Origin of the sequence: Stenotrophomonas sp. PS02289, from assembly GCF_029960115.1 — a bacterium.
In the GTDB taxonomy this organism is placed as follows: domain Bacteria; phylum Pseudomonadota; class Gammaproteobacteria; order Xanthomonadales; family Xanthomonadaceae; genus Stenotrophomonas.
Genome location: NZ_JASCOZ010000013.1, coordinates 22,351 through 48,151, shown reverse-complemented (window position 1 = coordinate 48,151; position 25,801 = coordinate 22,351). Strand labels below are relative to the sequence as shown.

General features: G+C 62.7%; 19 protein-coding genes and 1 riboswitch. Of the genes, 14 read left to right on the top strand and 5 right to left on the bottom strand.

All coding sequences use genetic code 11. The annotated features are described in order from the left end of the window. Window positions 1-147 precede the first annotated feature (147 nt). Window positions 148-2,271 carry a methyl-accepting chemotaxis protein gene (locus QMX83_RS03535; RefSeq protein ID WP_282295267.1) on the top strand — a complete coding sequence of 708 codons (2,124 nt, stop codon included), beginning with the start codon at window positions 148-150 and terminating at the stop codon, window positions 2,269-2,271. A gap of 131 nt (window positions 2,272-2,402) precedes the next feature. On the opposite strand, the gene QMX83_RS03530 is transcribed toward QMX83_RS03535, so the two are convergent. Together QMX83_RS03530 and QMX83_RS03525 are read right to left on the bottom strand one after the other, a co-directional pair. Beyond that, window positions 2,403-3,215: a hypothetical protein gene (locus QMX83_RS03530; RefSeq protein ID WP_282295266.1), complete on the bottom strand. Its 813-nt coding sequence runs from the start codon at window positions 3,213-3,215 to the stop codon at window positions 2,403-2,405. A 13-nt stretch (window positions 3,216-3,228) separates the two neighbouring features. Further along, window positions 3,229-3,750: a hypothetical protein gene (locus tag QMX83_RS03525; protein WP_282295265.1), complete on the bottom strand. Its 522-nt coding sequence runs from the start codon at window positions 3,748-3,750 to the stop codon at window positions 3,229-3,231. Window positions 3,751-3,904: 154 nt separating this feature from the next. Here QMX83_RS03525 and QMX83_RS03520 point away from each other — a divergent pair, with 154 nt between their 5' ends. The 11 genes from QMX83_RS03520 to QMX83_RS03470 all read left to right on the top strand — a co-directional run bounded on the left by QMX83_RS03520 (window position 3,905) and on the right by QMX83_RS03470 (window position 17,344). Further along, window positions 3,905-4,615, top strand: a complete 711-nt coding sequence (locus QMX83_RS03520; RefSeq protein WP_282295264.1) for an alpha/beta fold hydrolase — start codon at window positions 3,905-3,907, stop codon at window positions 4,613-4,615. 291 nt (window positions 4,616-4,906) lie between these two features. Further along, window positions 4,907-9,631, top strand: coding sequence for an RHS repeat-associated core domain-containing protein (locus QMX83_RS03515; protein ID WP_282295262.1), 4,725 nt, complete (start codon window positions 4,907-4,909; stop codon window positions 9,629-9,631). Between the two features lie 1,588 nt (window positions 9,632-11,219). Further along, a complete protein-coding gene (locus QMX83_RS03510) occupies window positions 11,220-11,579 on the top strand; it encodes an ankyrin repeat domain-containing protein (protein WP_282295260.1) in 360 nt (119 codons plus the stop codon). Window positions 11,580-11,697: 118 nt separating this feature from the next. Next, window positions 11,698-12,201 carry a hypothetical protein gene (locus QMX83_RS03505; RefSeq protein WP_282295259.1) on the top strand — a complete coding sequence of 168 codons (504 nt, stop codon included), beginning with the start codon at window positions 11,698-11,700 and terminating at the stop codon, window positions 12,199-12,201. A 68-nt stretch (window positions 12,202-12,269) separates the two neighbouring features. Then, window positions 12,270-12,632, top strand: a complete 363-nt coding sequence (locus QMX83_RS03500) for a hypothetical protein (protein WP_282295258.1) — start codon at window positions 12,270-12,272, stop codon at window positions 12,630-12,632. A gap of 69 nt (window positions 12,633-12,701) precedes the next feature. Next, on the top strand, window positions 12,702-13,211 hold the full coding sequence (locus QMX83_RS03495; RefSeq protein ID WP_282295257.1) for a hypothetical protein: 510 nt from the start codon (window positions 12,702-12,704) through the stop codon (window positions 13,209-13,211). Window positions 13,212-13,921: 710 nt separating this feature from the next. Further along, complete coding sequence (locus tag QMX83_RS03490; RefSeq protein WP_282295256.1) at window positions 13,922-14,317, top strand: hypothetical protein; 396 nt, start codon at window positions 13,922-13,924, stop codon at window positions 14,315-14,317. 14 nt (window positions 14,318-14,331) lie between these two features. After that, window positions 14,332-14,802: a hypothetical protein gene (locus tag QMX83_RS03485; protein ID WP_282295255.1), complete on the top strand. Its 471-nt coding sequence runs from the start codon at window positions 14,332-14,334 to the stop codon at window positions 14,800-14,802. 912 nt (window positions 14,803-15,714) lie between these two features. Next, window positions 15,715-16,008, top strand: coding sequence for a hypothetical protein (locus QMX83_RS03480; RefSeq protein ID WP_282295254.1), 294 nt, complete (start codon window positions 15,715-15,717; stop codon window positions 16,006-16,008). Window positions 16,009-16,024: 16 nt separating this feature from the next. Continuing rightward, window positions 16,025-16,636 carry a hypothetical protein gene (locus QMX83_RS03475; RefSeq protein ID WP_282295253.1) on the top strand — a complete coding sequence of 204 codons (612 nt, stop codon included), beginning with the start codon at window positions 16,025-16,027 and terminating at the stop codon, window positions 16,634-16,636. A gap of 435 nt (window positions 16,637-17,071) precedes the next feature. After that, on the top strand, window positions 17,072-17,344 hold the full coding sequence (locus QMX83_RS03470) for a hypothetical protein (RefSeq protein WP_282295252.1): 273 nt from the start codon (window positions 17,072-17,074) through the stop codon (window positions 17,342-17,344). Window positions 17,345-17,525: 181 nt separating this feature from the next. On the opposite strand, the gene QMX83_RS03465 is transcribed toward QMX83_RS03470, so the two are convergent. Both QMX83_RS03465 and QMX83_RS03460 read right to left on the bottom strand, forming a co-directional pair. Further along, window positions 17,526-17,687: a hypothetical protein gene (locus QMX83_RS03465; RefSeq protein ID WP_282295269.1), complete on the bottom strand. Its 162-nt coding sequence runs from the start codon at window positions 17,685-17,687 to the stop codon at window positions 17,526-17,528. 16 nt (window positions 17,688-17,703) lie between these two features. Continuing rightward, window positions 17,704-19,806: a catalase gene (locus tag QMX83_RS03460; RefSeq protein WP_282295251.1), complete on the bottom strand. Its 2,103-nt coding sequence runs from the start codon at window positions 19,804-19,806 to the stop codon at window positions 17,704-17,706. Between the two features lie 175 nt (window positions 19,807-19,981). Here QMX83_RS03460 and QMX83_RS03455 point away from each other — a divergent pair, with 175 nt between their 5' ends. Beyond that, a complete protein-coding gene (locus QMX83_RS03455) occupies window positions 19,982-20,704 on the top strand; it encodes an AraC family transcriptional regulator (protein WP_282295250.1) in 723 nt (240 codons plus the stop codon). 87 nt (window positions 20,705-20,791) lie between these two features. After that, window positions 20,792-22,183, top strand: a complete 1,392-nt coding sequence (locus tag QMX83_RS03450) for an amino acid permease (protein ID WP_282295249.1) — start codon at window positions 20,792-20,794, stop codon at window positions 22,181-22,183. A 490-nt stretch (window positions 22,184-22,673) separates the two neighbouring features. Here the strand turns inward: QMX83_RS03450 and gcvP are convergent, their stop codons facing one another. Then, window positions 22,674-25,544: an aminomethyl-transferring glycine dehydrogenase gene (gene gcvP / locus QMX83_RS03445; protein ID WP_282295248.1), complete on the bottom strand. Its 2,871-nt coding sequence runs from the start codon at window positions 25,542-25,544 to the stop codon at window positions 22,674-22,676. A gap of 54 nt (window positions 25,545-25,598) precedes the next feature. Then, window positions 25,599-25,700, bottom strand: a riboswitch (glycine riboswitch). Window positions 25,701-25,801: the final 101 nt, after the last annotated feature.

The following is a 25,801-nucleotide window of genomic DNA, read 5'->3' as shown; positions in this document are numbered from 1 at the left end:
GAGCCACGCCCTGCGTGGCTTCGACCCTGTCTCTGGCCCCACGAGCAGCCACGCAGGGCGTGGCTCTACGTCGCCTGAACCACAATGTAAAGAAACCGTGAAGATCGGCCGATAACCGATCTCTCCCCCTACATTCGTGGATCACTCATGGATCTGTTGCGCAACGTCAGCGTCGTCTGGCGTCTTGGTCTTGGCTTTGGACTGTTACTGGTACTGGTAGTTGCCGTAGTCGCCACCGGCGCAGTCGGGGCCACCGTGCAGAAACACGCCATGCAGACCGTCGTCGACGAAGGCGTGGCCAAGGTCCACCTGCTCTCCGACCTGCTCGACGCCAACAACCAGATGCTGGTCGTCCGCCGTGAAATGCTCATCCGCCAGGGTCAGGAGCGCGAAGCCGATGAAAAGCGCATCGCCGACCTGGTCACCCGCTACGAAGCCAGCTGGGCCGCCTACCAGGCTCTCCCCCACAACGCCGAAGGCCAGCAGGTCATCGACAACATCACCGCCAAGCGCGCCATTGCCCGCCCGCTCAACAAGCAGTCGGGGCAGATGATGGCCGACGGCGATTTCGCCGGTGCCGTGGCCTTCACCCTGAGTGAAGTGCAGAAAGCCGCCAACGGCTGGAACAAGGCGTTGGCCGATGGCGTCGCCTATGAGGAAGCCGAAAGCCGCAAGGCCGCCGCCGAAGCCATCCGCGTTGGCGAGCGCACCCAGCTGCAGCTGCTGGTGCTTGGCGGCATCGCCCTGCTGGTCGGCATTGCCGCCTCCGTGCTGATCGGCCGCAGCTTCACCGGCCCGCTCGGCCGCGCCGTCACCCTGGCCGACCGCATGGCCAAGGGCGAGCTTGACCAGAACTTCAACCTCGGCGGCCGCGACGAACTCACCCGTTTGGGCGAAGCCATGGGCAGCGTGCGCCGCAACGTGCAGGCGGCGATCACCGCGCAGCTGGACATGGCGCGCGAACACGAAGCCGGTGCCATCAGCTACCGCATGGACGCCGATGCGCTGCCCGGCGACTACGGCCGCATGCTGCACGCCACCAATGAACTGGTCGGCTCGCACGTGGACGTGCAGAACCACATGGTCGATGTGATGCAGGATTACGCGATCGGCGACCTGCGCCGTGACCTGGACAGCTACCCCGGCGAAAAGGCCGTGCTCACCCGCACCATGGCCACAGTCAAGGCCAACCTGACCGCCATCAATCACGGTATCGACACCCTTGCCGCTGCCGCCCGCGCGGGCGACTTCAGCGTGCGCGGCGACGAGGCCGCGTTCCAGTTCCAGTTCCAGGCCATGGTCGCCAACCTCAACGGCATGATGGCAGCCTCGCAGTCCAGCATCGCCGACCTCTCGACCGTGCTGCGCGCCATTTCCACCGGTGACCTCACCGAGCGAATGAGCGGGCAGTACCAGGGCGTGTTCGCGCAGATGCGCGATGACGCCAACGTCACCGCGGCCCAGCTCACCGGCATCGTGCAGCAGATCCAGGGCGCGGCCGGCAGCATCAACAATGCCGCGCAGGAACTGGCTGCCGGTCACAGCGATCTGTCGCGTCGCACCGAGCAGCAGGCCGCCAATCTTGAAGAAGCCGCAGCATCGATGGAAGAACTGACCTCCACCGTGCGCCAGAACGCCGAACTGGCCAACCAGGCCGACCAGGAAGCGCATGCCGCCGGTGCCGCCGTGCGTGCCACCGAGCAGGCCATCGCGCAGATGGCGGCGGTGATGGGCGAGATCGATCAGTCCTCCGCGCGTATTTCCGAAATCTCCTCGGTCATCGACGGCATTGCGTTCCAGACCAACATCCTCGCGCTCAACGCCGCCGTGGAAGCGGCGCGCGCCGGTGAAAACGGCCGTGGTTTCGCGGTGGTCGCCAGCGAGGTGCGCACCCTGGCCCAGCGTGCCGGCACGGCGGCGAAGGAGATCAAGGACCTCATCGATGTGGCCAGCGACAAGGTCAAAACCGGCCTCAACGTCACCGTCGAATCGGAAGCGGCCATCGCTCGCCTCACCCAAGCCAGCTCACGCACCAACCAGCTGATGAGCGACATTGCCGCCGCCACCAAGGAGCAGGCGGCGGGTATCGAGCAGGTCAATCAGGTGGTGGTACAGATGGACCAGGTCACCCAGCAGAACGCTGCGCTGGTGGAAGAAGCCACTGCCGCCAGCCGCGCGCTGGAAGAGCAGGCGCAGTCGCTCAATGAAGCAGTGGCAGTGTTCAAGTTGGAGCAGCAGAGCAGCAAAGGCATGCCTCGTCGGGCTGCCTGATTCACCCATTGTCCCGCCTCGGCTGTTGGCCGGGGCGGGGCTGGCGCAAGACATCAGACCATGTTGGCAGCTTTGGGCAACACGAACCAGAACGCCAGCACGGCGGTTGCCACGCACGGGTCATCTGAGGGTCACGGTGATGCAGTGGAGGGTTCATCCTCCACCAAGGTGATATGACCGTCGTCGATGTTCCACATCAGGTTGTTGGACGTGCCCACGAACAGCGGTATGCGCCCCCACAGCCCCCAGTAAACGTGGACTTCCATCGGCGTCGGGTCTAGCAGGTGCATGGTCACGATCGCGGCTACCTTGGGCCCTTTCTCCAGCTGGATGCAGCTGTAAGTGAACGGCCGGCTGGCGGTTACCTGGCCACGGGTGACGTCGACCTTGAAGCTGCCGCCCAGCGGTATGAATCGGGGGTCGCGGGTGCCGGGAAGCAGGTATACCGCCCAATGATCGAGGGACGCGCCGTCGGGAATCGCCACCATCTTGTACGTTGGCGCGCACGCGGCAATCTGCGGTGTCGATGCCGCACGCCGTGCTTGTGCCGCAGCGGCTTCATACGGCGTCAGCGCGACCGGCACAGCCAGCACTTCCGGTGTGCCCGCCACGGCCCCCTGCGCATCGACCGTGACCCGGTACAACACCGCCGGCGTGGCGTCGAGGAAGCTCACCACCACCGAATCACCGCGCGCTTCGGTGATCCAGTCCTTGACGCGTTTGTCCTTGCGGAACTTTCTGTCCTTCGTCACCAGCGTCTCGAGCGCGTGCTCAGCCGCCCGGTCGTGCAGGTACATCAACCGCCCCACGGTTTCCGCGCGAGCGAGCGCCGCCTGCGTGTCGCTGGCATTCAAGACCGGCATCGGCTTCGGTGGTGCGTCGTCGGCACGCGCCTGGCCCGTGGCGAGGACTGCGCCGATCACAATCAGGCAGAACATACGCATGGTCTGACGCTCCTCAACGCAGTTCGAAGGCGGCTTCCAACGGAAGTGTCACCCCGCGATTCTTGTCGTGCACGGTCATGCTGACCGTCCAGGTACCGGTTGCATCACCTTCCTCGGCGGTGAACTTCAATCCCACCGACGACAGGTATACCCGCTTCGGGTCGCTTTCCAGCCGGGTGACGAAGCAGGGCAGGTCATGGTCGTTGCTGCTCAGCGTGCCGTCCGGGTGTGCCACCTTCAGGTCGCAGCGCACGTTGGTCATGCTGGCTTCGTCCAGCTTCGGGTTGCTGACAAAGGCCAGTACATACAGGTCACCGCCTGCCGAGACCGAGTCGGCCAGCCGGAAGTTCGGCACCTCGCCTTTCGGTGCCTCCCATTCCTGTTGCCAGTCCGGGTCGTCGGTGATCAGCAGCGAAGCCGAGAATTCACCTTCCTGCTTGCTTGCCGATCCCTGCGGCAGGATCGAGTCCTCCGCGCCGGCCGCCACCGGCAGCAGCATGATCAGGCCGGCCAACACCCATGCGACAGACTTCATCTGTTTTCCCCTGTGAACCGCATCGCGCAGTAAGTGCCGAGTATCGCTTGCGAACTGCCACCGCCGTCAAGGCAGGCCGCGTCCCGGTTTGACGTTGAACCCGTCACAGCGACCATGCCACCATGCCGGTACCCCCGCTGTTGTGGCTGCCTGCATGGACGCTCAACCCACCCTGGTGGTGCTGCCCGGTCTGGACGGCACCGGCCTGCTGACCACCCCCTTGCTGGACGCATTGGCCGCCCGTGGCGTGCCGGCGCAGGTGCTGCGCTACCCACAGGATGGGCCGCAGGATTACGCCACCCTGGCTGCACGTGTGCGACTGCAGTTGCCGGAAACGCCGTTCGTGCTGCTCGGCGAATCCTTCGCCGGCCCGTTGGCAGTGCTGCTGGCCGCGCAGACCCCGCCCGCACTTCGCGGCGTGGTGCTGTCCACCACCTTCGCGCACCGACCGGTGCCAGTGCCGGCGGTGTTTGCCAATCTGCTTGCGCCGGCTTGGCCGCTGCCGCCGCTGGCCGTGCTGGTGCCCCTGCTGCTGGGGCGCTGGAGCACGCGGGATACCCGTCGCGCCCTGCGGGCAGCGTTGAATGAAGTGCCCGCCAACGTGCTGCGTCAGCGCGCTGCCGCCACGTTGCGCGTGGATGCGCGCAAGTCGCTCGGGAATGTGCGGGTACCTGTACTGGGCCTGCTGGCACGTCATGACCGATTGCTCTGGCCGATCAGCGTGCAGGCGCTGCAACGGCTGGCACCGCAGGCACGCTGGGTCACGCTCGATGGCCCACACCTGTTGTTGCAGGCCCGCGCGGATGCCGCGGCCGGCGTGATTACCGACTGGCTGCGCGGTTATGTCGCACGCGGGAATCTCTGATTCTGCCGTAGGAAAAATCTGCAACATTGTTCGGAACACTCCGAAAACCGGCTGCCCGCTGTCAGAACAGTGAGCACCCGCACAGTTTGATGTCTTGACCGGGCGTTCACGCTCCGTCGAAACTCAGCAGCACATTCAGCCGCCCACGGACCGTCGGGCGTGCCGTACCTGCTCAACCCGTATGCACGGAAATCGGGCCACGCCCGACCTGTAGAGCCACGCCCTGCGTGGCTGCACCTCGATCAAGCATTGTCGTACGAGCAGTTCCACCCTCCAGGAAGGAGTACCGGAATGTCCCGTTCTGCCCCTGTGGTAGTCCGCCCCCGCACGCTGCTGTTCCTCATTGCGCTCTCCACGTACCCGCTCGCACACGCGCAGGAAGTCGAGAAAAAATGGGAAACGCTCTCGGCGTTCAACCAGACCCTCACCAGCGAACGCCAGGCCCAGCAGGCCATTGAAAACAACTTCAGCGCCTACCAGTCTGCGGGTCACTTCGACTGGCATGTGGCCAGCACGCTGATTGACGGCGACAAGGTCGTGGACAATTACCGCATCAAGCCGGCCAAGCTGAAGATCACCGACTGGGTGTATCGCTACAACGATCGGGACTACGCCACCGAACAGGCCATGATCGTCGCGCTGAAGGCCGACACGCCCTCTGCAGCAGGATGTCCGGCTACGGAGGTGGTACCGGGGCAGTGGAGCGGCATTCCCGGCGGCGGGCTCGGCAGTGGTGCTGACGGCAGCAATACCGGCGAGTCGGCCAACTACGTCACGCCGTTCTACAACAAGAATGCGCAGACCGGCAGTTGCGACCTGCTGGAACCACAAAAGTACGTCAGCCGCACCCGTACCGTGCAATGCACCAACACCGCGCTGATGTCCTGGCGTCCCGAGTTGCAGGCCTGTGCCATGGATCCGATGCAGGAACAGGCCGGGCAGATGATCCTCAACTACAGCAGTACGCCGTTGTCCAACACCTGCAAAAGCCAGGTCGGCAACCCCTGTGACGCCTCCACCGGCAACAAGTCCCAACCCGAATCCGACCTCGACCTGGGCTGGATCCAGTTCGTGCGTCACTTCAATTCCCTTACCTCCACGCCGGCCGGCGGCTTCGGTCCCAACTGGACCCACTCGCACAACCTCGTGCTGGCCATGGGCGTGGACACCAGCGGCTTCCCGCCCAGCAATTTGTTCAAGCTCGGCTTGATTGAAAGCAACGGCACCCAGATCGCCTTCACCAAGATCGGCAACGATTACGAAGCCGCCAACGGCAGTGGGGACCGTGCCGTGCAGCAGGGCAGCAACTGGCTGCTCTACCGCAGCGACGAGGTACTCACCTTCGATGGCAACGGCCGTCTGCAGCTGCGCGCCTTCGAGAACGGCACCACGCTCAGCTACCAGCACGACGCACGTGGGCGTTTGCTGTCCATCACCCATTCCAGCGGCCGTGCGCTGCTGTTCCACTACGAAGCGCTGGAAGGCGAGGAACTGATCAGCGCGTTGTCGGTCAGCGGCCAGCGCGTGGCTACCTACACCTACAACGCCAACGGCCAGGTGGCCACCGTGCAGTACCCCGGCAACACCGTGCGCGTGTACCACTACGAGAACACGAATTTCCCGCGCTACCTCACCGGCATCACCACCGAAGACGCGCGCCGTTACAGCTGGTACGACTACGACCCCAAGGGGCGCGTGATCTGCAGCCGCCACTCCGGCACCTGCAGCCAGCCTGAGCCGGGCATTGATGGCGTGCAGCTGCATTACACCCCTGCCGGCACCACCATCGTCACCGACGCACTGGGCAAGGTTGCTACCTATGGCCTCAGCACCACCGCCGGCGAAGGTTACCCGCGCAAGGTCACCGGCGTCACCGACCCGCAAGGCCCCATCAGCCGCACTTACTACCCCAAAGCACAGGACTTCCGTCGCCGGATCGCCAGCGAGACCGACCGCCGGGGCACCCAGACCACCTACAGCTACAGCGCCGGGGCGGACCCAAACAGCGGTCAACCGGTGGAGATTACCACCATCACCGAGGCGGTTGGCCTGGCGGCCCAGCGCATCACCGAAACCCACACGCTCACCGGCAGCAACCGCGTGGTGTACAGCCGCATTGGCAACCGCGAAACGCGCACGATCCGCAATGCGCGCCTGCAGCCAACCAGCGTTGTGGTGCGCGATCTGGTCAGTAATGAGGTCCGTACCACCACCTTCAGCTACTGCGAAGCGGCGGACGTGACTGCTGGTGGCAGCTGCCCGGTGCTGGGCCTGCTCAAGCAGGTCAACGGACCGCGCAATGATGTCAACGACATCGTTAGCTACGAGTACTATCCGGTGGATGGTCCAAACTGCGGGCCGGCCAGTACCGGTGCTTGCGAGTTCCGCAAGGGCGACCTGCACAGCATCACCAACGGGCTGGGACATACCACGCTCACGCTGCGCTACGACGCATTGGGCCGCCCGCTGCAGGTCGCCGACAGCAACGCCGTGATCACCGAGTACGAGTATCACCCGCGCGGCTGGCCGGTCGCCATCCGTGTCAATCCGGCGATGCCCGGTGAGAACCGCACCACCTTGATCGACTACTGGCCCACCGGCCAGGTCCAGAAGATCCGCGAACCCGACGGCAGCAGCATTACCTACATCTACGATGCCGCCCAGCGCCTGACCGATATCGAGGACAACACCGGCAACTCCATCCACTACACCTTGGACAACGCCGGCAACCGCCTGCGCGAGGACACCGCTGATACCACCGGCAGCCTGCGCCGCACCCTCAGCCGCATCTACAACACGCTGGGGCAGCTGACCGTGCTGCGCGATGCCAACAACCACGAAACGGCCTTCGGCTACGATCCCGAAGGCAATCCGTCCAGCGTGATCGACGCCTTGGCGCGCAGCACCAGCCACCGGTACGACGCACTCAACCGGTTGTCGCACACCGTGCAGGACATCGCCGGCTTCAATGCGCAGATCGAGAGCACCTACAACGCGCTGGACCAGGTCACCCAGGTCACCGACCCCAAGGGCCTGAACACCACCTACACCTACAACGGCTTCGGCGACCTCATCGCCCAGAACAGCCCGGACAGCGGCAACACCGCCATGGCCCGTGATGCGGCCGGCAACCTCACCGTGCGCACCGACGCGCGTGGCGTGCAGGTGCTGCATCACTACGACGCGCTGAATCGGCTCACCGGCATCAGTTACCCCAATCCGAATCTCAACGTCGGCTACAGCTACGACACTGCTCCGGCCGTGTGCGGCAGCAATGAGCGCTTCCACAAAGGCCGCGTGGCCCAGGTGCAGCATGCCGGCGGCAGCACCACGTACTGCTACGACCGCTTAGGCCAGATGACCCGCAAGGTGCAGACTGTCAACGGCGTGTCAAGCACCTTGCGCTATGCATACAACATTGGTGGCCGACTGCAGTTGCTGACCTATCCGGACGGCAGCGTTGCTGACTACGTGCGCGACAGCCTCGGGCGCGTCAGCGAAATCGGTCTCACCCGCCCGGGCCAGTCCCGTCGGGTGGTGGTGAACAACCTGATGTACGCCCCGTTCGGGCCGGCTACCGGCTGGAACTACGGCGACGGTCGCCAGCTGATTCGTCCGGTGGACCGCAACTACCGTCCCGAGCGGATCTGGGATGTGGGCCAGGATGGCCTGTCGCTCGGGTTCACGTACGACCCTGTGGGAGCCATCACCGAGCTCAAGACCGCGGACGGGGGCTCTTCGCTGGCGCAGTTCGGCTACGACAGCATGGGCCGGCTCACCCAGACCAAGGACGGCCCCACCGGCACGGTCATCGAGGCTTATGACTACGACCCCACCGGTAACCGAATGGGGATGACCAGCAATGCCGGCACCCAGGTGTATACGTACGCCCCTGGTAGCCATCGCCTGACCGGTGTGGGCGGGGAAGCCCGCGACCACGATGCAGCCGGCAACACCACCAGCATCGGCAGCCGTGAGTACGTGTACAGCGACGCCAATCGCCTGCGGCAAGCCAAGCAGGGTGGGGCAGTGCTGGAAAGCTACCTGTACAACCACCGTGGTGAGCGCATCCAGCGCGAGCCTACTGGCGGCAGTGCCCAGCTCACCGTGTACGACGAAGCCGGCCAATGGCTTGGCAACTACGGCAGCACCGGGCAACTACTTCAGCAGGCAATCTGGCTGGACAACTATCCGGTCGCATTGATCAATGCGCCGGCCGCCGGTGTGCCGGAAGTGGCGTACATCCAGCCCGACCACCTCGGCACCCCGCGGGTGGTGATTGACCCGGTGCGCAACCTGAGCATCTGGGAGTGGAGCAACAAGAGCGAGGTGTTTGGTAACCAGGCTCCGAACAGCGATCCGGATGGCGATGGGGTGGCGTTTGATCTGTCGCTGCGGTTCCCGGGGCAGCAGGCGACCGATGCGAGTGGGCTGTTCTACAACTATCAGCGGGAGTATGACCCGGCGGCGGGGCGCTACTCGCAGAGTGATCCGATTGGGCTGAGGGGTGGGATTAGCACTTTTGCATATGTTGGAAGTGTCCCAAACAGTGCCGCAGATCCCTGGGGGCTTCAGACGAGGAGTCGGATTGTACTTACGCCTCCGTCCTCAACGGGTGCGGTCTGGTCGGATCCTGACGGTTATCCTGTTACTGATTCCGGGTACACTGGTCACTACTCTCCACCTCCCTCGTTTGGTGGCATCCGGATCGTTGACCTTCCCGGAATGTTGAGTTCACTTGCGCTGGCTGCGCCGTGGATCGTCCAAGCTCACTTCAGCAAGAAGCATGGCAAAGGAGCCAAGCCTTCGCGTGAACAGCGCCCTGATGACTGTCCTACCGGGACAAAGCCGATTGATCAATGGCCAGGGTTGAGTACAGAAGATGTCCATGACATCAAGCGTGGCGTTAATGCCGGGCCAAGGGACTGGGTAGGCATTAGCCCTGATGGAGGCGTCTGGATCAATGAGGGTGGTGAAGCTAGCGGGCAAGGCTCGATTGAGGAGTATCTAAAGTGAACAACTCAACGCGATTCCGGATATCTCTCAGGATTGTGCACCCAAATCTGCGAAGCGAGGAGATCACTGATGCACTAGGTTTGGTGCCTGACGTTTCGTACAGTGCAGGCGACGAGAAGGTCACGCCAAAAGGGAGTGTGATCGGCGGGCAGAGAGCGGAGACATACTGGACTCACGAGTGGCCTGTGAACGGCTCTTTTGAAGAGTCACTTGGCAAACTGACTGAGAGACTGCTAGGGAATGGTGACTATTTGCGTCAATTGAGTAGCACTGGTGGGCGCGTTGAGTGCTTTGTTGGTTGGTTCTCGTCCCGGAACTCGGGTTTCTACGTGACTAGCGATCTATCAAGGGTGTTGAGCGAGCTGAAGATCGACCTTGCCTTCGATATTTACCCAGGGACGTAGCCCGATGAGGTAGGGCTCAACTTCGTCGTACCATTCGGCGTGGTTCTGTGGATTGCAGTGGTTGTGCGAGAGTCACGCAGCGTCGCAAGAGTTCCACTGGTTGCTGAGGAAAGGTAAAAGGATCCAGGCTTCGGCTCCTTCAAGGTTTGGGCGGCACACGCGGGGCAATCATCCGAGTCCATGGTGATGTGGTGGTGAACCAGTTGATGTACGTCCCATTCGGGTCGGCCATCGGCTGGAACTACGGAAACGGCCGCCAGTTGATTCGCCCGGTGGACCGCAATTACCGACCCGGGCGGATCTGGGACGTGGAATTGGCAAGGACCGGGTTTGGCGTCTCTGTGGAGCTGTACCCCGATTAGTCATTCGCTTGCAGTTGAGCGATAGTCCAAGGGCCACTTCTATTGGTGGATGCTTCTTGAAGGGGCGAAGTACTACTTCATACCGAAAGGCAGAGTATCCCTCCCGTTCTCATGAATGGATTTGACTGAGGAAGTGTTATGCGAGGATCGGTCATTGCTTCAGTGATGCGCTGCTCCCGCTTGTCGTTATCGGCAGGTAGGGTGGTGATCCTGGTCATGGCTTGCTTTTCAGGCTTGGCTGGATGTGAAGACGATGGTATTAGGCCGGAGCTGGAGGCCAAGCCGATATATAGCGATTTGAGTGGTCTGTTCTACAATGAGATGCGTCACGGGGTTGATAGGTGGACGGGTAGTGGATTGGACTACGTTGAGGGCCGATCTCGATCAATAAAAATTCAAATGAACACAGGGAACTGTGCGGTCCTCTATTTGGACGGTGTCGAGCGGCGTGGAAATCTGATGATATATCCGTGGCGCGAAGATGAACGTCCTGTTTGCGCAGGCCTTGGGGAAAGGCTTGTGAGGTATCAGGCACATCAGAGAGTGATAGCAAAAGCTAATGAAATGTGTCGGGAATGAGAGGGGGCTCTGGGATAGGTGAGTGGACCAGCCACGATTTCGTAAGCATGTCAGAGCTTCCAGTAGCTCTTGCTTGAAGCAGGGGTGCGGTGGCGAACGTAAAGTGCATAGGTTGATGCATCTTCAACTTGAGCCGAAACAGTGAACGTAAGATGTTTAAATCAGACGCTTCTCCTCTCACTCATCCTGGCTTGCCTTGGGTGTAGCCAATCTACAGCAAGTCAGAACTTCTACGACTCACTCATGTCAGACGACGCCGCCCAGATGAGAAGAGCCCTTGCCGACGGTGCGGACGTTAACAGCACACGTTTGGATGGATGGCGTCCGCTGCCGTTCAGCGCTGCAAGAAAGCGCAAAGTGGCGGTTCAGTGGCTATTGGAGAATGGTGCGGATGTTGAATCTGTCGATGGAGGAGGAAACACTGCGCTTCTATGGGCTGTCAGGACCAAGAATCAGGAGATGATTTCTATCCTCTTACGCGCAGGGGCAGACCCCTGCAGTGCAGGAATTGGAGGGACATCTGCACTTCAGATGGCTGAAGAGTTTGCCGACGTCGAGATTCTTGCGTCTCTGGGGTCCTGCAAAGCCAGCGGAAAGATGTGAGTGCTCCGGCGCAGCTACCAAGTTCGCCGTCGTGTGACGAAGTTGGTCAGTTTCGGTCCAACTTTTGTACTGCCCTGTAAGCGAAGCTCCAATCAAGGCCCAGGGGGCTCTGCTGAACGTGAATTCTGCTGATGAACGCGAGGTCTTCCCGGTCAGGCTTTGCGTAAATGGTGAAGAAGCTTGGTTCTTGTGGGAGTCATCGGATGCCGGCGACTTCTTTTGGAGCAATGAACAAGGTGTTTTGGTCGCCGAAGACTGGCCGACCCTCATGTCGAGCGCAGACTTACCAGCTGGGGGTGTGAGGGTCGGGGATCAGTCCTTCTTCAATGTCGATGCAGCATTGCGGTCACTGCGGGAATCTTCCAGTGTTGATCCTGAGCTGATGATTGACATCTGGAACTTGCTGACTGATCTCTTCAGGACAGTCTCGGGGAGTAACGCCCGCTTTCATGCTGGTTTGTCAGATACTTATGATGCTTACTTCTCCAGGTGTGAAGTGGCGGACTTCGTAGGTGTTCAACCTGGCACCCCTTCATCGCTGGATGTGAAGAACGCGATCAAGGTGCTTGAGGATGGTGCGACGATGATCGCTGGGGTCACTCGGCAAGGGTTGGATCAGTAGTGCCTCGATCGATCCTGATCCAAGGCCGAGCGCAACGTGTATGCGCCCACCGCAGAATGAGGTGCGTAATGAATGCAATTCTCCATGTGGCAGTACTCCTTCTTGCGGCCGAGTCGTCCGCTGCCGGAGCTGCTCAAGACGCAGATCGATGCTCCGATGGAAGGCTCGCATTAGTGAATGCTGTGGAGGTGGCCTATGCCGACTTTTCGAGGAACATCCTCCCAGTAGAGCATCCAAAGGTGAAGGGGGCTCAGAGCAGCTTTCTTTCCAATCCGCAGAACTACGAGGTGCGCATAACGAGCGTTTCGGGCGGGCATGAGGTGAGGTTTTTTCCTCTGATATTGCCCGGACACGGGGTAAAGGGCGGGGGTGGGAAATACATGGTTGAGTTCTGTTCCGGGGCTTCAGGTGGATTCTCTCCCTTCATGTAGCATTTGCATGGATAGGGCCGGAAAGCAGCATCGCCGGATTGTCGTTGTAGACGGTGAAAGGAGCAGGCGGTGAAGCGATTGCCAGTCAATGAGGCTGAACTCGATGGTGCGCTCGGGGAGATCGTGAGGCTGAGTACCGTCGGTGAGCTCCCCGCGGCGCTCGCGCTATGTGACGCGCTTGTTGCTCATGGAGCGACGATGCGTGCCGGACTGCGCGCTCGTGCAGAGGTCTACGCCAGCGCCGGAGCGAGAGGGCGTCAGATCGCCGATCTGGAACTGCTTGTCGCGTCAGGCGACTGGGAGCCGGCCGATAGATTCCACTTGGGCCTGGCACAGTGGCGGGATGGCCGCGTCGAGGACGCCGCGTCTTCGTTCCTGCGTGCGGTGGAGTTGGGCGAGGCCGAAGGTTTCGGGTACTACTCTGACGCATCAAGAATGCATCTTGCTGGCGCGTTGATTCAGCTAGCACGGAATGAGGAGGCGATCGCGCACTGCCGGCTGGTCGCGGACGGCTATCGATGCTATCTGCCCGGTGGAGTGCGCACCAAGGAACAGCTTATGGTTGACGCTGGGTCATGAGTGCATAGGAGCAGCAGATGCCCAGAAGATCTGTGGGCGGCCCCGAGAACTCGAACATTGGGACGCAGGACAACAGGGTGAAGGTTTTTTACGGGTCATCCTCTCCCGAGCGCTATAAGTTGAGTTTCAAGTACTTCCGGCCCGGAACCAACACGTGCAGCCGTACCAACGAGATGGGGCCCGGGGAGTGGGAGTGCATCGGGGCGTGGTAGTGGCATTTAGGAAGGGAGAGGCGATGAATAGAAATCGACGTCCGTTGGTAGTCGGGGTGCTCGCCAGCGGTACCTGTTGCGCCATGGTGGTTGGCATCGCGCTGTTAGGCGATCCCGGATACAAATACCTGGGGATGTGGCTCGCCTGGCCGATTGCTTTCGTGATTGGCAGCCTGGCTGCGGCGATCGTCGGTGTTCCCCTCGTCATCTGGTTGCGTAGGCGTCAAAGGCTTACAGCCATCCTGATCTGTGCGTCTGGCGTATTGGCAGGGGCAATGCTACTGGGCGGCTTCAATGGTTGGCTCAATTACTGGCCTCAGATGCTGGATCAGGGGTATGCGCTAGCGGTAGCCCTGCAGTCAGCGGGTCGCACTGCGATGCATGGGGCTGTCATCGGACTCATTTCTGCGGTTGGATTCTGCTGGGGGGCAGGGATACCCAACCGAAGACGGCGCATTTGAAGAGCCGCATTGAAATGAGCATGATTGAGATCATCGAATGCAAAAGAAAAGCGCCAGGTCAATCCGCGACAACGAACCGCTGACGTCCCAGTATGTCCGGAAGGTGGTGTTATCGCTGTTTACGAAGAACCACGACTATGCCGGATGTACCGCCGAGGACCTGGTTCCAGAGCTGGATCACTTCGGCATTGCGACCAGGAAGGACTTCCGACTCCTGATGAAACGCCATCGGCGAGCTCTGCTCATCGACGAGCATCAGAAGATGAGGCGTGCGGAGACGCTTGGCCTGCGCGACGAGTTTCGTCCCGAAGGCATCGATGTGCACCGGAACACGTCGCGCTTCGCCATCAGTGGGTTGGTGCGAGAGGCCTTGGAGAAGGAGTTTGGATGGGACGCAGTATTGGAAGCGGCCGAGAAGAGGGACGGCCCTTGAGGGTTAGAGCGCTTGTGCTGATTGCGATCAGCGCTCTCTGTTCCTGCGTGGAAGTCCCAGGCGAGTCTCAGACACGCCAGTACCCAACCCGCGCCGATGCCGAGCGCGATGGGGCTTTCGTACGGGGCTGGCTGCCCGCAGATATCCCCGCAGACGCAACCGACATCGTGGAATCGCACAACCTTGATTCCAATGAGGTATGGATCGGCCATAGGCTGAGCGGATCGATACCGGAAAACCTGATTCAGCGCTGTGTGGTCGACCGCAATGTCCCCTTGCCGCCCGCGCGCCAGACCCGGCGCATCGCCGGATGGTGGCCGGAGGCGCTCACCGGAGGCAAGGGGGCGTCGCCACCGATACCCGGCAGAGCCTACCGTTGTAGCGACCTTGGTCGTGAGCCCTCAGTTCGCCCGTACGCGTTGCTTATCGACGAGATCGGCCAGCAGGTTTGGTACTGGTCCATTCCTGAAGAGACAAAGGAGTGAATCGCTGTGCAATGGCGTATAGCAGGCTGCAATCGACTTCTCATGGTGGCAACGGTCGCCGTATTTCTGGCACCTTGCACAGCTGTCGCCAGCCGGAAAACGACAGTCTACGTCCGCGATGCAGTCGCGATATCGCCGCAGTGTCTTGAGGTTGGCACCCGGGAACTTCAGTTCGCCTGTCACCGCGTTACGCCGGGCGACGGAATCGTAGTCGCCGAACACCGCTATCGCCGGTCGTGGAATATTGACAGCTCCACTTATCGGAAGCTGACAATCCGGCTTCCAGCGGCCATTGCCGTTGGCGACATACTTCTGACGGAGAACGGAAAGGTCGGGGTCTTCTTCAGCGAGGGAAGTGCGGCGTTCGCGGGAAAGCGAGGGTGCTACGGTCGCGCGGAGTCCGGTTCAGTTGAGATCGTGTCGATAACTGACCGTCGAATCAGGCTCAAGGTGCACGCAGTCGTGCCGCGGAATTCACCCTTGGGGTGGCGGGGCGATTGCGCTGAGTCCGTCGTCATTTCGCAGACCATCAAAGCATCGCGGCGGGCTGTTGATGAACTCACTGTATGGCAAGGGCGGCCATCCGTACATGATTCGCCGTTTAGCGAAGCCAACCCTTCGGACTAGCCGTGTGGATGCTGCGGTTGAGGGGCGGGGTCAGCCGGATGGCCGCGTGCCCAGGTTGTTGCGGAATGGAACGTCGCTCGACCTCGGTCGTTTCTCGCCGGCCCCCGCAGTACCGTGCTGCTCAAGTGAGCGATTGTTGCAAGCCGCTACGGCTCAAGCGTGGTTTGGTATGCGCGAGGTGGGTGTCGCGCGAACGTCCGAGTGAAGATCGCGCCATTCGAGGTCGGTGGGAGCTCGCCCCCCCCAATCCACCGCTGATTGACTGTACGAAAGGTATCGTATAAGATGGCCGCCAAGCTGGGGTTTGCTGAGATCAAACGTAAGGTGCTCGTTTCTCTGCTTTCCGGCGACTACTCGCACGAGGGACGTGCGGACATCGAAGACAAGAACCTGCTTCAGGTTGGCAAGGTCAGCGCCGCTGAGGTGGCGGAGGTGTTGAGGAAGAGCGGTGGCAGTGACCATCACTCCAGCCCTCACCACCAAGATGCCGACATTCTCGTGCACGTAATCGTCTGCCGTAGTTGGTACGTCAAGTTCTACTTTGATCCCGACACCACCTTCATCAGCGTTCATCAGTGATCAATGGGGCATACACATGAAGTTCTTCATGCCGGGCGACAGGAAGAGCGCCCTCTGCCACAGGGACGGTCGCGTGACGGTAACCTTCGTTCATCAGGACGTTCCGTTCAGAGATGGCAACGGGGTCGCACATAACGTCCTGGTCGGTGCCTGCGAGGTCTGTGGTGATGCGATCCTTATCCCCGCACAATCTACGCCTGCCATTGCCGCGGCCCGTAAACGTGTGGAGCGGTCGCTGGAGGTCAATGTTCCTGCCAGCTTCGTAGATGCACTGGATGCTGCGATCGTACGCGTGACAGAACACCCCAGCCCTGAGTTCCGGAAGCAGTTGCTGGTCTACTACGTCAATCGCTACGCCTCTGGAGAGGACGATGCGCGCGAGCTCGTCGGCCTGATGCAGGGCCCATCCGATCTGCTCAAGCCTGTCGCCATGCCAAAGAAGCGTCTGTCCATGAAGTTGAGCGATGTCACCGACAGTCGGTTCGAGCGAGTGCGTGACCAAGCGCAGTTGTCAAAGACCGATCTGGTCAAGGCGCTGGTGCTGAAGATCTATGACGACATCGTTCAGCCGGATCAGCCGAAGCATCACAAGGAACTCTCTCAGATCGCGGATGTTGTATTCGCTTGACGCAGTAGAGGGCGGTTGCGTCACTGAAGAGCTGAGTCGATGGGAGTTGGGCTGCCGGGTGACAGCGTGATCGAGCGTCATAAGATTGGCGGATATGTGCCAGCAGCGACGGGCGTGGCGCAATGAAGTCACAATTTCGTGCCAAAAGCGCCGTTCCGTGCTGATCGGGTCGCAAGGCGCGCCGCTGTCAATTTTTGTTCCGTATCATCGCAACAATTCCTAGATCAATTTGCGTGCGTCATCGCGCATGGTGTGCATCGGAGACTGAAATCTCCTAACAGACCGAAATGAAAGATGGACGTCCTGCATCGGGAGGGTGGCGCAATACAACACCCCCGGGGAAAACGTCACTCCGTGTTTGGTCTGTTTACGGATTTCAGCCTCCCGATATCCCCGCCATCCCGGCGGGGAACATGCAAGCCATGAGGACGTTTCATGAAAGACGATTCTGGTTCAGATGGGCGCGACGGCAGCAAGAGCCGTCCGAAGGTGCTGCATTGGCATGTGCCGAAGCGGCTCAAGGTGCAGGCGGTCAATTACCCCGGGTCTAAGGACAAGTACGGGGAGGAGCAGGTGCCGTGCATCAAGCTGCGCGGGATGTGGTTGACCCGGCTGCGGATCGATGTGGGCACCGTGTTGGAGGTGATCCCGGGCGATGAAAAGGTGACGTTGGTGGTGGATAAGGCCACTGCGCTCAAGGAGTGTTAACCGGTAGCGCCGGCTGTTGGCCGGTCCGCGGGGTGCCGGGTTGTTCGGCACCCCGTGGTTTGTTTCTGTTCTATGGTCATGCGTTAGAGAATGTTGGGTTGTTATCGGCCGTCGTCTGTCGACCGACGCTACCGCCGCACACCATCGCAGGTCACCGCGCACGAGCAGAGGCCGTCGACGATCATTTCTTTTTCTTGCCGCCGCCGTCCTGTTTGTTCACTGTTGCCCAGGCGATGCGCTCGGCGGTCTTCTCGCTGCGTCCCTGCTTCTTCTCGCTTTCTTCAATATGAGCGGCTTGGCGCTTCTGCTTGTCGGTGTAGCTGGATTTGTCTCCCACAGGCATGTCGTGTCTCCTCGGGTTATGCCAGCGTGCGCAGCTTGGGCTCTCGCGCCCATTGGCGGGTGGCGGCGGCGGTGAGGAAGGCCTTTGCGTCTTCGGCTTCCACGATGCCCGCATCGTTGCCTACGCGGGCGGTCTTCAGCAGGGCTTGTCCGCCTTCGTCAGCGGCGATCGCCTTCAGATGGGCCCAGGCGAAGCTGACGAAATCAATCGCCGCCGCTTCTTTGCTGAGGCGTTTGCCGGCCTCGGCGCTCAGTACTACCGCCACGGCATCGAATACCACCGAAGGTGTTCCGGCCAGTTGGCCATCGGCGGCCTGGCGCTTGCCGTCGCTGAGCTTGCCGCCGCCCAGCTTGGGGGCAACCAGCTTCACTGTGGCACCGGCCTTCTCGGCGGCCTTGCGCAGGGTGTTGAGAATGCCGGCGTCGGAGCCTTCATCGAACAGGATGCCAATCGCGCGGCCCTTCAGGGTGTCCTTGGTGCGCCCGATGATGCGCACTTCCGGGGCCTTGGGCAGATCCTGCGCGGGCGTGGCGGTGGGGGCGGGGTCGGGCAGGGCGGTCATGCCGAGGCCGTCGGCCACGCGCTGGGCCAGCTTGTCGTCGATGTTGCGCAGGTGGCTCACGGTGCGCTCGCGGACCTTGGCGGTCTCCACCTTCGAAAGCTCAAACACCAGCGCGGAGGCCAGATGCGCCTGCTCCGGCGCCTCCAGGCTGCGGAAGAACAGTCGCGCCTGGCTGTAATGGTCGGAAAAGCTTTCAGGGCGCACGCGGCCCTTGTTGCCATCGTCGGCCGGGCTCGCGTGGCTGGGGAAGCCGTCGGCACTTTCGCGCGGGCTGTCGTCCTGCAGCGAGCTGGGGTCGTAGGCCACGCGGCCCTTGGGCACCTGCATCTGCATGTGGCCGTCGCGCTGGTGGTTGGCGAACGGGCACTTCGGGGCGTTGACCGGAATCTGGTTGAAGTTCGGGCCGCCGAGGCGACTCAACTGCGTGTCCAGGTAGGAGAACAGCCGGCCCTGCAGCAGTGGGTCATTGCTGAAGTCGATGCCGGGCGGCACGTTGGCGGGGCAGTACGCCACCTGCTCGGTCTCGGCGAAGAAGTTGTCCGGCCAGCGGTCCAGCACCATGCGCCCGATCACGGTCAGCGGTACCAGCGATTCGGGAATGATCTTGGTCGGGTCCAGGTGGTCGAACGGGAAGCCGGCGGCGTCATCCTCGCTGAACAACTGCACGGCCAGCTCCCACTCGGGGAAGTCGCCGGCGGTGATCGCCTCGAACAGGTCGCGGCGATGGAAGTCGTTGTCGGCGGCCTGCAACTTCAGCGCCTCGTCCCACACCGTGGACTGGATGCCCAGCTTCGGCCGCCAGTGGAATTTGACGAAGGTGGACTCGCCGGCGTCGTTGAGCAGGCGGAAGCTGTGCACGCCAAAGCCTTCCATCATCCGCAGCGAGCGCGGAATGCCACGATCGCTCATCGCCCACATGATCATGTGCATGGCTTCGGGCATCAGCGAGATGAAATCCCAGAAGGTGTCATGCGCGCTGCCGGCCTGCGGGTAGCCACGATCCGGCTCCATCTTCACCGAGTGCACCAGGTCGGGGAACTTCATCGCGTCCTGGATGAAGAACACCGGGATGTTGTTGCCCACCAGGTCCCAGTTGCCCTCACGGGTATAGAACTTCACCGCGAAGCCGCGCACGTCGCGCGGGGTGTCCACCGAGCCGGCCCCGCCGGCCACGGTGGAGAAGCGGGTGAACACGGGCGTGCGCACGCCGACCTCGGTGAGCACGCGGGCGCGGGTGAATTCGTGCAACGAGCGGGTCAGCTCGAAGTAGCCATGTGCGGCGCTGCCGCGCGCGTGCACGATGCGCTCGGGAATGCGCTCGTGGTCGAAGTGGGTGATCTTCTCGCGCAGGATGAAGTCTTCCAGCAGGGTCGGCCCGCGCGGGGTAGGGCGCAGCGAGTTCTGGTTGTCGCCGACCGGGATGCCCTGGTTGGTGGTCAGCACCGGGTGGCCGCTGCCGGCGCGCTGGTGAAGTTCGTCGGCATTGCCGCGTACCTCGGCGGCGGGGGCGGGACTGCGCTTGGGGGCGGGCTTGCTGCGGGGCTTGCTGGCGGCCATGAGAGGCACTCCGGGCTGGCGGGGGAATCGCTTCACCTTCGCGGCAGGGGCGTTAATCGCGGGTGGGTGATTGCCCGGGTGCTTGCACCTGTGCTTCACATCGGACGGCATGGTGCTGGGTGACAAGCGACATCGGCGGTATCCTTCTGGTTCCGTTTCCGCCGCCCGCTGCCGCATGCGCGTCGAACCTGCCGACATCGAAGCCCTGTTTGATGCCATTCCCGACGTGCTGTTCTTCATGAAGGACCGCGAGGGGCGCTACACCTACATCAACCAGACCATGCTGCGCCGGCTGGGGCTGCGCTCGCGCAAGGAAATCATCGGGCGCACCGCGGCCGAGATCTATCCGACCGGGCTCAGTGCGGACTACGCCACCCAGGACGCGCAGGTGCTGGGCGGCCAGGTGATCGAGAACCTGATGGAGCTGCACCTGTTCGCCAACCGCGAACCGGGTTGGTGCCTGACCTGCAAGCGGCCGCTGCGGGTGGACGGGCGCATCGAGGGGGTGATCGGCATCTCGCGCGACCTGGGCCAGAAGGACAGCCTGGGTACCCAGTACGAACAACTGCGGCTGGCGCTCGCGCATCTGAACGCGCATTACGCCGAAAACGTCCGCATGCAGACCTTGCTCGACATCACCGGATTCTCGCTGTCCAAGCTGGAGCGCAGCTTCCGCAAAGTGTTCCAGATGACCCCGCAGCAGGTGCTGACCCGACTGCGCATCCAGATGGCGATGCATTTGCTGCATGGCAGCGAAAGCATCGCCAGCGTAGGCCAGGCCTGCGGTTTCACCGACCAGAGCGCGTTCACCCGCAAGTTCAAGGCCGAAGTGGGGGTGTCGCCCCGGGCCTATCGGGCGCAGGTGTCCGGGCGCGCCGACGACGCCGGCACGGACTGATCCGACTGCGGGGTGGGCTTTCGGCCTATCCCGCCGGTGCTTCATACACGGTATCGTGTCGCACCTGTTGCCCGCCTTCGACTTCCGATGCCCGCATCCCAGACTCCGGCTGCACCTGCTTCGTCCAACGCCCCCTTGGGCCACGCGCTCAAACCCCGCCAGCTCATCATGATGGGACTGGGCAGCGCCATCGGCGCGGGCCTGTTCCTGGGCTCGGGGGTGGGCGTCAAAGCCGCCGGCCCGGCCGTGCTGCTCTCTTACCTGCTGGCCGGCACGCTGGTCATCATCGTCATGAACGCGCTGGGCGAAATGGCCGCAGCCAAGCCCACCAGCGGCGCGTTCTCGGTCTACGCTGCCGACGCCATGGGCGCGACCGCCGGAGCCACCGTCGGCTGGCTGTGGTGGGTGCAGCTGGTCATCGTCATCGCCGCCGAGGCGGTCGGTGCCGCAGGATTGCTGGCCACGGTATGGCCGGTCATACCCGCGCCGATGGCGGCGCTGGCGTTCATGGTGTTCTTCACCGCCATCAATCTGCTGGGCGTGCGCAACTTCGGCGAGTTCGAGTTCTGGTTCGCCATTCTCAAGGTGGCGGCGATCATCGGCTTCATCGTGATCGGTGTGGCCCTGCTCATGGGCTGGCTGCCGAACGTGAGTTCGCCGGGCCTGAGCAACTTCACCCAGCACGGCGGCTTTGCGCCCAATGGGCTGGCCGGCATCGGCGCGGCCCTGCTGGTGGTGGTGTTCGCCTTCGGCGGCACAGAAATCGTCGCCGTGGCGGCAGCGGAAACCGAAGACCCCGAGCGCAGCATCGCCCGTGCCATCCGCACCGTGGCGTGGCGCATTCTGGTGTTCTACATCGGTTCGCTGACCGTCATCATCGCGGTGGTGCCGTGGAACAGCGAAGCGCTGAGCTCGCCGTTCGCCGCGGTGCTGGATGTGGCGAAGATTCCGGGAGCGGCCACCGCCATCACTCTGATCGCGGTCATTGCCCTGCTGTCGGCGTTGAACGCCAACCTGTATGGCGCGTCGCGCATGATCTACTCGCTGGCCCAGCGCCGCGAAGCACCGGCCGTGCTGGGCTGGACCGACCCGCGGCAGGTGCCGATCATCGCTGTGCTGGCCAGTGTGCTGTTCGGCTTTGCCGCCACCGTGATGGAGCTGATGTTCCCGAACAAGGTGCTGCCGGTGCTGCTGAACATCGTCGGTTCCACCTGCCTGCTGGTGTGGACGATGTCGTTGCTGTCGCAGCTGATCCTGCGCCACCGTGCCAACCGCGATGGCACCCGCTTGCCGTTCCGGATGGCGGGGTACCCGTACCTCACCGTGGGGGCCCTGGCGATTCTGGCGGTGATCTTCGCGCTGCTGCTGTCGGAAGAGGTGACCCGGGTGCAGTTCCTGTCGATGGCCGCGCTGACGGCATTTATCGCGATCAGCAGTGAGGTCGCGCGGCGGGTCAGGCGCAATCGCGTCGACGAATGATTCAACGACAAACGGCCCGCGGATGCGGGCCGTTTGTGTATGGGGGCACGGAGGACTCATGAGGTCCCCTGTGGAGGGGATTCGGTAGGGTCGCACGACAGTCGACCGCCGATATCATTGGTCAGTGCATTAGGGCATGACCTTCGAACGAAGACGCGCCTTTCCGGCACAGGTCATGCCTCACCGTGCCAATCACCGCTATCGGCGGTCGACTGTCGTGCGACCCTACCATCGCATCCCAGCATCCCAGCATCCCGGCATCCCGGCATCCCGGCATCCCGGCATCCCGGCATTCCGGCATTCCTGCATCCCGGCGTATCGGCGTATCGGCATCCCAGCATCCCAGCATCCCAGCATCCCAGCATCGCCGCGTACCGACATCCCACGAATCCCGCGTAGTCACGCGCCATGCGCGTCATCGCGATCCATCCGCGCAAACAAAAACGGCCCGCAATCGCGGGCCGTTTTCAATCAAACGAATGCAGCAGCCTTACACCGCCACACCCTCGTCTTCCTTGTACGCATCAATCGGAATGCAAGCGCACATCACGTTCTTGTCGCCGTAGACGTTGTCCACGCGTGCCACCGGCGGCCAGTACTTCTGCTGCTTCAGGCTGGTCAACGGGAAGGCGGCCAGTTCGCGCGGGTAGGCGTGTTCCCACTCGCTGCCCGACACCGCAGTGGCGGTGTGCGGGGCGTTTTTCAGCGGGTTGTCCTCACGATCCAGGCGGCCGTCTTCAATCGCGGCGATTTCCTCGCGGATCTGGATCATCGCGTTGATGAAGCGGTCCAGCTCATGCAGCGACTCGCTTTCGGTCGGTTCCACCATCAGCGTGCCGGCCACCGGGAAGCTCAGGGTGGGTGCATGGAAGCCGAAGTCGATCAGGCGCTTGGCCACATCTTCCGCCACCACGCCGGAGGTCTTCTCCAGCGGGCGCACGTCCAGGATGCACTCGTGCGCGACCAGGCCGTTGCGGCCGGTGTACAGGGTCTTGAAGTGCGGAGCCAGACGCTTGGCGATGTAGTTGGCGTTGAGCAGGGCCACCTGGGTGGCCTTGCGCAGACCGGCGGTGCCCATCAGGGTGATGTACATCCAGCTGATCGGCAGGATCGAGGCACTGCCGAAGCTGGCCGCACTGACCATGCCAACGTCGCCTTCGCCGCCCAGCACCTTGGGCAGGAACGGAGCCAGGTGCGACTTCACCGCACACGGGCCAACGCCCGGGCCGCCGCCGCCGTGCGGAATGCAGAAGGTCTTGTGCAGGTTGAGGTGCGAAACGTCCGAACCCCACTTGCCCGGCTTGGCCAGGCCGACCAGGGCGTTCATGTTGGCACCGTCGGTGTACACCTGGCCACCGTGCTGGTGGATGATCTCGCAGATCTCGACCACTTCCTCCTCGAACACACCGTGGGTGGAGGGGTACGTGATCATCAGCGCGGCGAGGCGGTCGCTGTACTTCTCGGCATTGACGCGGATGTCTTCAACGTCCACGTTGCCGTTGGCGTCGGTCTTGGTCACCACCACCTTCATGCCACACATCTGCGCCGAAGCCGGGTTGGTGCCGTGCGCGGAATCGGGAATCAGGCAGATGTCACGGTGGCTCTCACCGCGCGAGCGGTGGTAGGCGCGGATCGCCAGCAGGCCGGCGTACTCGCCCTGCGCGCCGGAGTTCGGCTGCAGGCTGACGGCGTCATAGCCGGTGCATTCCACCAGCATCGCTTCCAGGCCGTCGATCAGCTCCTTGTAACCGGTGGACTGGTCGGCCGGGGCCAGCGGATGGATGTTGGCGAACTCCGGCCAGGTCACCGGAATCATCTCGGCGGTGGCATTGAGCTTCATGGTGCAGCTGCCCAGCGGGATCATGGTGCGATCCATGGCCAGGTCCTTGTCGGCCAGCGAGCGCAGGTAACGCAGCAGTTCGTGTTCGCTGTGGTGGGTGTTGAACACCGGGTGGGTCAGGAACGCGCTGGTACGCACCAGGCCGGCCGGCAGTGCGTCGGCGGTGGCGATGTCCAGAGCGTCCACGTCGACCACGGCACCAAACAGCTGGCCCAGCGCGACGATGTCGGCGCGGGTGGTGGTTTCGTCCAGGCTGATGCCCACCGCTTCGCTGTCGATCGCGCGCAGGTTGATGCGGGCAGCGGCGGCCTTGGCATGGATGGCGGTGGCGTCGATGTCCTTGACGTGCAGGGTGTCGAAGAAGTGCTCGCCCACGTTGACGCCGGCATCGCGCAGTGCCGCGGCCAGGATGGCGGCCAGACGGTGGGTGCGGCGGGCGATGCGGGTCAGGCCTTCCGGGCCGTGGTACACGGCGTACATCGAGGCCATGACCGCCAGCAGCACCTGCGCGGTGCAGATGTTGGAGGTGGCCTTCTCGCGGCGGATGTGCTGCTCGCGGGTCTGCAGGGTCAGGCGGTAGGCCGGGTTGCCCTGGGCGTCGATCGAGACACCGATCAGGCGGCCCGGCATCGAGCGCTTGTAGGCATCACGGCAGGCCATGAAGGCGGCATGCGGGCCGCCGAAGCCGAACGGCACACCGAAACGCTGGCTGTTGCCGACCACGATGTCCGCGCCCCATTCGCCGGGGGCGGCGATCAGGGTCAGGGCCAGCAGGTCGGTGGCCACGGCGACCAGGCCGCCACGGCCGTGCACGGCATCGGCCAGCGCCTTGTAGTCGCCGATGTGACCGAAGGTGTCCGGGTACTGCAGCAGCACGCCGTAGGCATCGGCTTCCAGCGCTTCAGCCGGGGTACCCACGCGCAGCACGATGCCCAGCGGCTCGGCGCGGGTGCGCAGCAGTTCCAGGGTCTGCGGGTGCACGGCGTCGTGCACGAAGAAGGTGTCGGACTTGCTCTTGGCCGAACGCTTGGCCAGGGTCATCGCTTCCGCGGCGGCGGTGGCTTCGTCCAGCAGCGAGGCGTTGGCGATTTCCATGCCGGTGAGGTCGGCGCACAGGGTCTGGAAGTTGATCAGCGCTTCCATGCGGCCCTGCGAGATCTCGGCCTGGTACGGGGTGTAGGCGGTGTACCACGCCGGGTTTTCCAGCACGTTGCGCAGGATGACGTTCGGGGTCAAGGTGCCGTAGTAGCCCTGGCCGATGAAGGTGCGGAACACCTGGTTCTTGTCGGCGATGGCGCGGATCTTGGCCAGTGCTTCCACTTCGGTCATCGACTCCGGCAGCGCCAGCGGCGCAGGCGACTTGATCGAGGCGGGCACGATGGCGTCGGTGAGTGCGTCCAGCGAGGCGTGGCCGACCACGTCGAGCATCTGCGCGATTTCAGCGTCGTTGGGGCCGATGTGGCGTTCGACGAACGCGTGGCTGTGTTCAAGCTCGCGCAGGGAGGGGGTGTTGTTGGACATGGCTGGCTTCCGGAAGAGTGGGCACGCACGTTCAGAAGACCATGTGGTCTTCCTGGGTGCCCCTCTGTCCTTTTGCCTGAGAGTTTAGAAGCGCGCGGCTGCGCGCTTCGTGCCCCTTCGGCGCCGGCACTGGCCGGTCTCTCCAGAGTTTTGCTGCGGGTGGTATCGGGCCTGAGCGATTACGGGCGTTGCGCCTTCGGCAGCGGGGGCATGAAACCGCCCTCGACTTCTCCCACCATGTTGCCCGGCGATTATAG

Excerpts from the sequence above, each read along its gene's own strand:
- QMX83_RS03535 (WP_282295267.1), top strand. The coding sequence starts at position 148 with ATGGATCTGTTGCGCAACGTCAGCGTCGTCTGGCGTCTTGGTCTTGGC.
- QMX83_RS03530 (WP_282295266.1), bottom strand. The coding sequence starts at position 3,215 with ATGCGTATGTTCTGCCTGATTGTGATCGGCGCAGTCCTCGCCACGGGC.
- QMX83_RS03525 (WP_282295265.1), bottom strand. The coding sequence starts at position 3,750 with ATGAAGTCTGTCGCATGGGTGTTGGCCGGCCTGATCATGCTGCTGCCG.
- QMX83_RS03520 (WP_282295264.1), top strand. The coding sequence starts at position 3,905 with ATGGACGCTCAACCCACCCTGGTGGTGCTGCCCGGTCTGGACGGCACC.
- QMX83_RS03515 (WP_282295262.1), top strand. The coding sequence starts at position 4,907 with ATGTCCCGTTCTGCCCCTGTGGTAGTCCGCCCCCGCACGCTGCTGTTC.
- QMX83_RS03510 (WP_282295260.1), top strand. The coding sequence starts at position 11,220 with ATGTCAGACGACGCCGCCCAGATGAGAAGAGCCCTTGCCGACGGTGCG.
- QMX83_RS03500 (WP_282295258.1), top strand. The coding sequence starts at position 12,270 with ATGAATGCAATTCTCCATGTGGCAGTACTCCTTCTTGCGGCCGAGTCG.
- QMX83_RS03490 (WP_282295256.1), top strand. The coding sequence starts at position 13,922 with ATGCAAAAGAAAAGCGCCAGGTCAATCCGCGACAACGAACCGCTGACG.
- QMX83_RS03480 (WP_282295254.1), top strand. The coding sequence starts at position 15,715 with ATGGCCGCCAAGCTGGGGTTTGCTGAGATCAAACGTAAGGTGCTCGTT.
- QMX83_RS03475 (WP_282295253.1), top strand. The coding sequence starts at position 16,025 with ATGAAGTTCTTCATGCCGGGCGACAGGAAGAGCGCCCTCTGCCACAGG.
- QMX83_RS03470 (WP_282295252.1), top strand. The coding sequence starts at position 17,072 with ATGAAAGACGATTCTGGTTCAGATGGGCGCGACGGCAGCAAGAGCCGT.
- QMX83_RS03465 (WP_282295269.1), bottom strand. The coding sequence starts at position 17,687 with ATGCCTGTGGGAGACAAATCCAGCTACACCGACAAGCAGAAGCGCCAA.
- QMX83_RS03460 (WP_282295251.1), bottom strand. The coding sequence starts at position 19,806 with ATGGCCGCCAGCAAGCCCCGCAGCAAGCCCGCCCCCAAGCGCAGTCCC.
- QMX83_RS03455 (WP_282295250.1), top strand. The coding sequence starts at position 19,982 with ATGCGCGTCGAACCTGCCGACATCGAAGCCCTGTTTGATGCCATTCCC.
- QMX83_RS03450 (WP_282295249.1), top strand. The coding sequence starts at position 20,792 with ATGCCCGCATCCCAGACTCCGGCTGCACCTGCTTCGTCCAACGCCCCC.
- gcvP (WP_282295248.1), bottom strand. The coding sequence starts at position 25,544 with ATGTCCAACAACACCCCCTCCCTGCGCGAGCTTGAACACAGCCACGCG.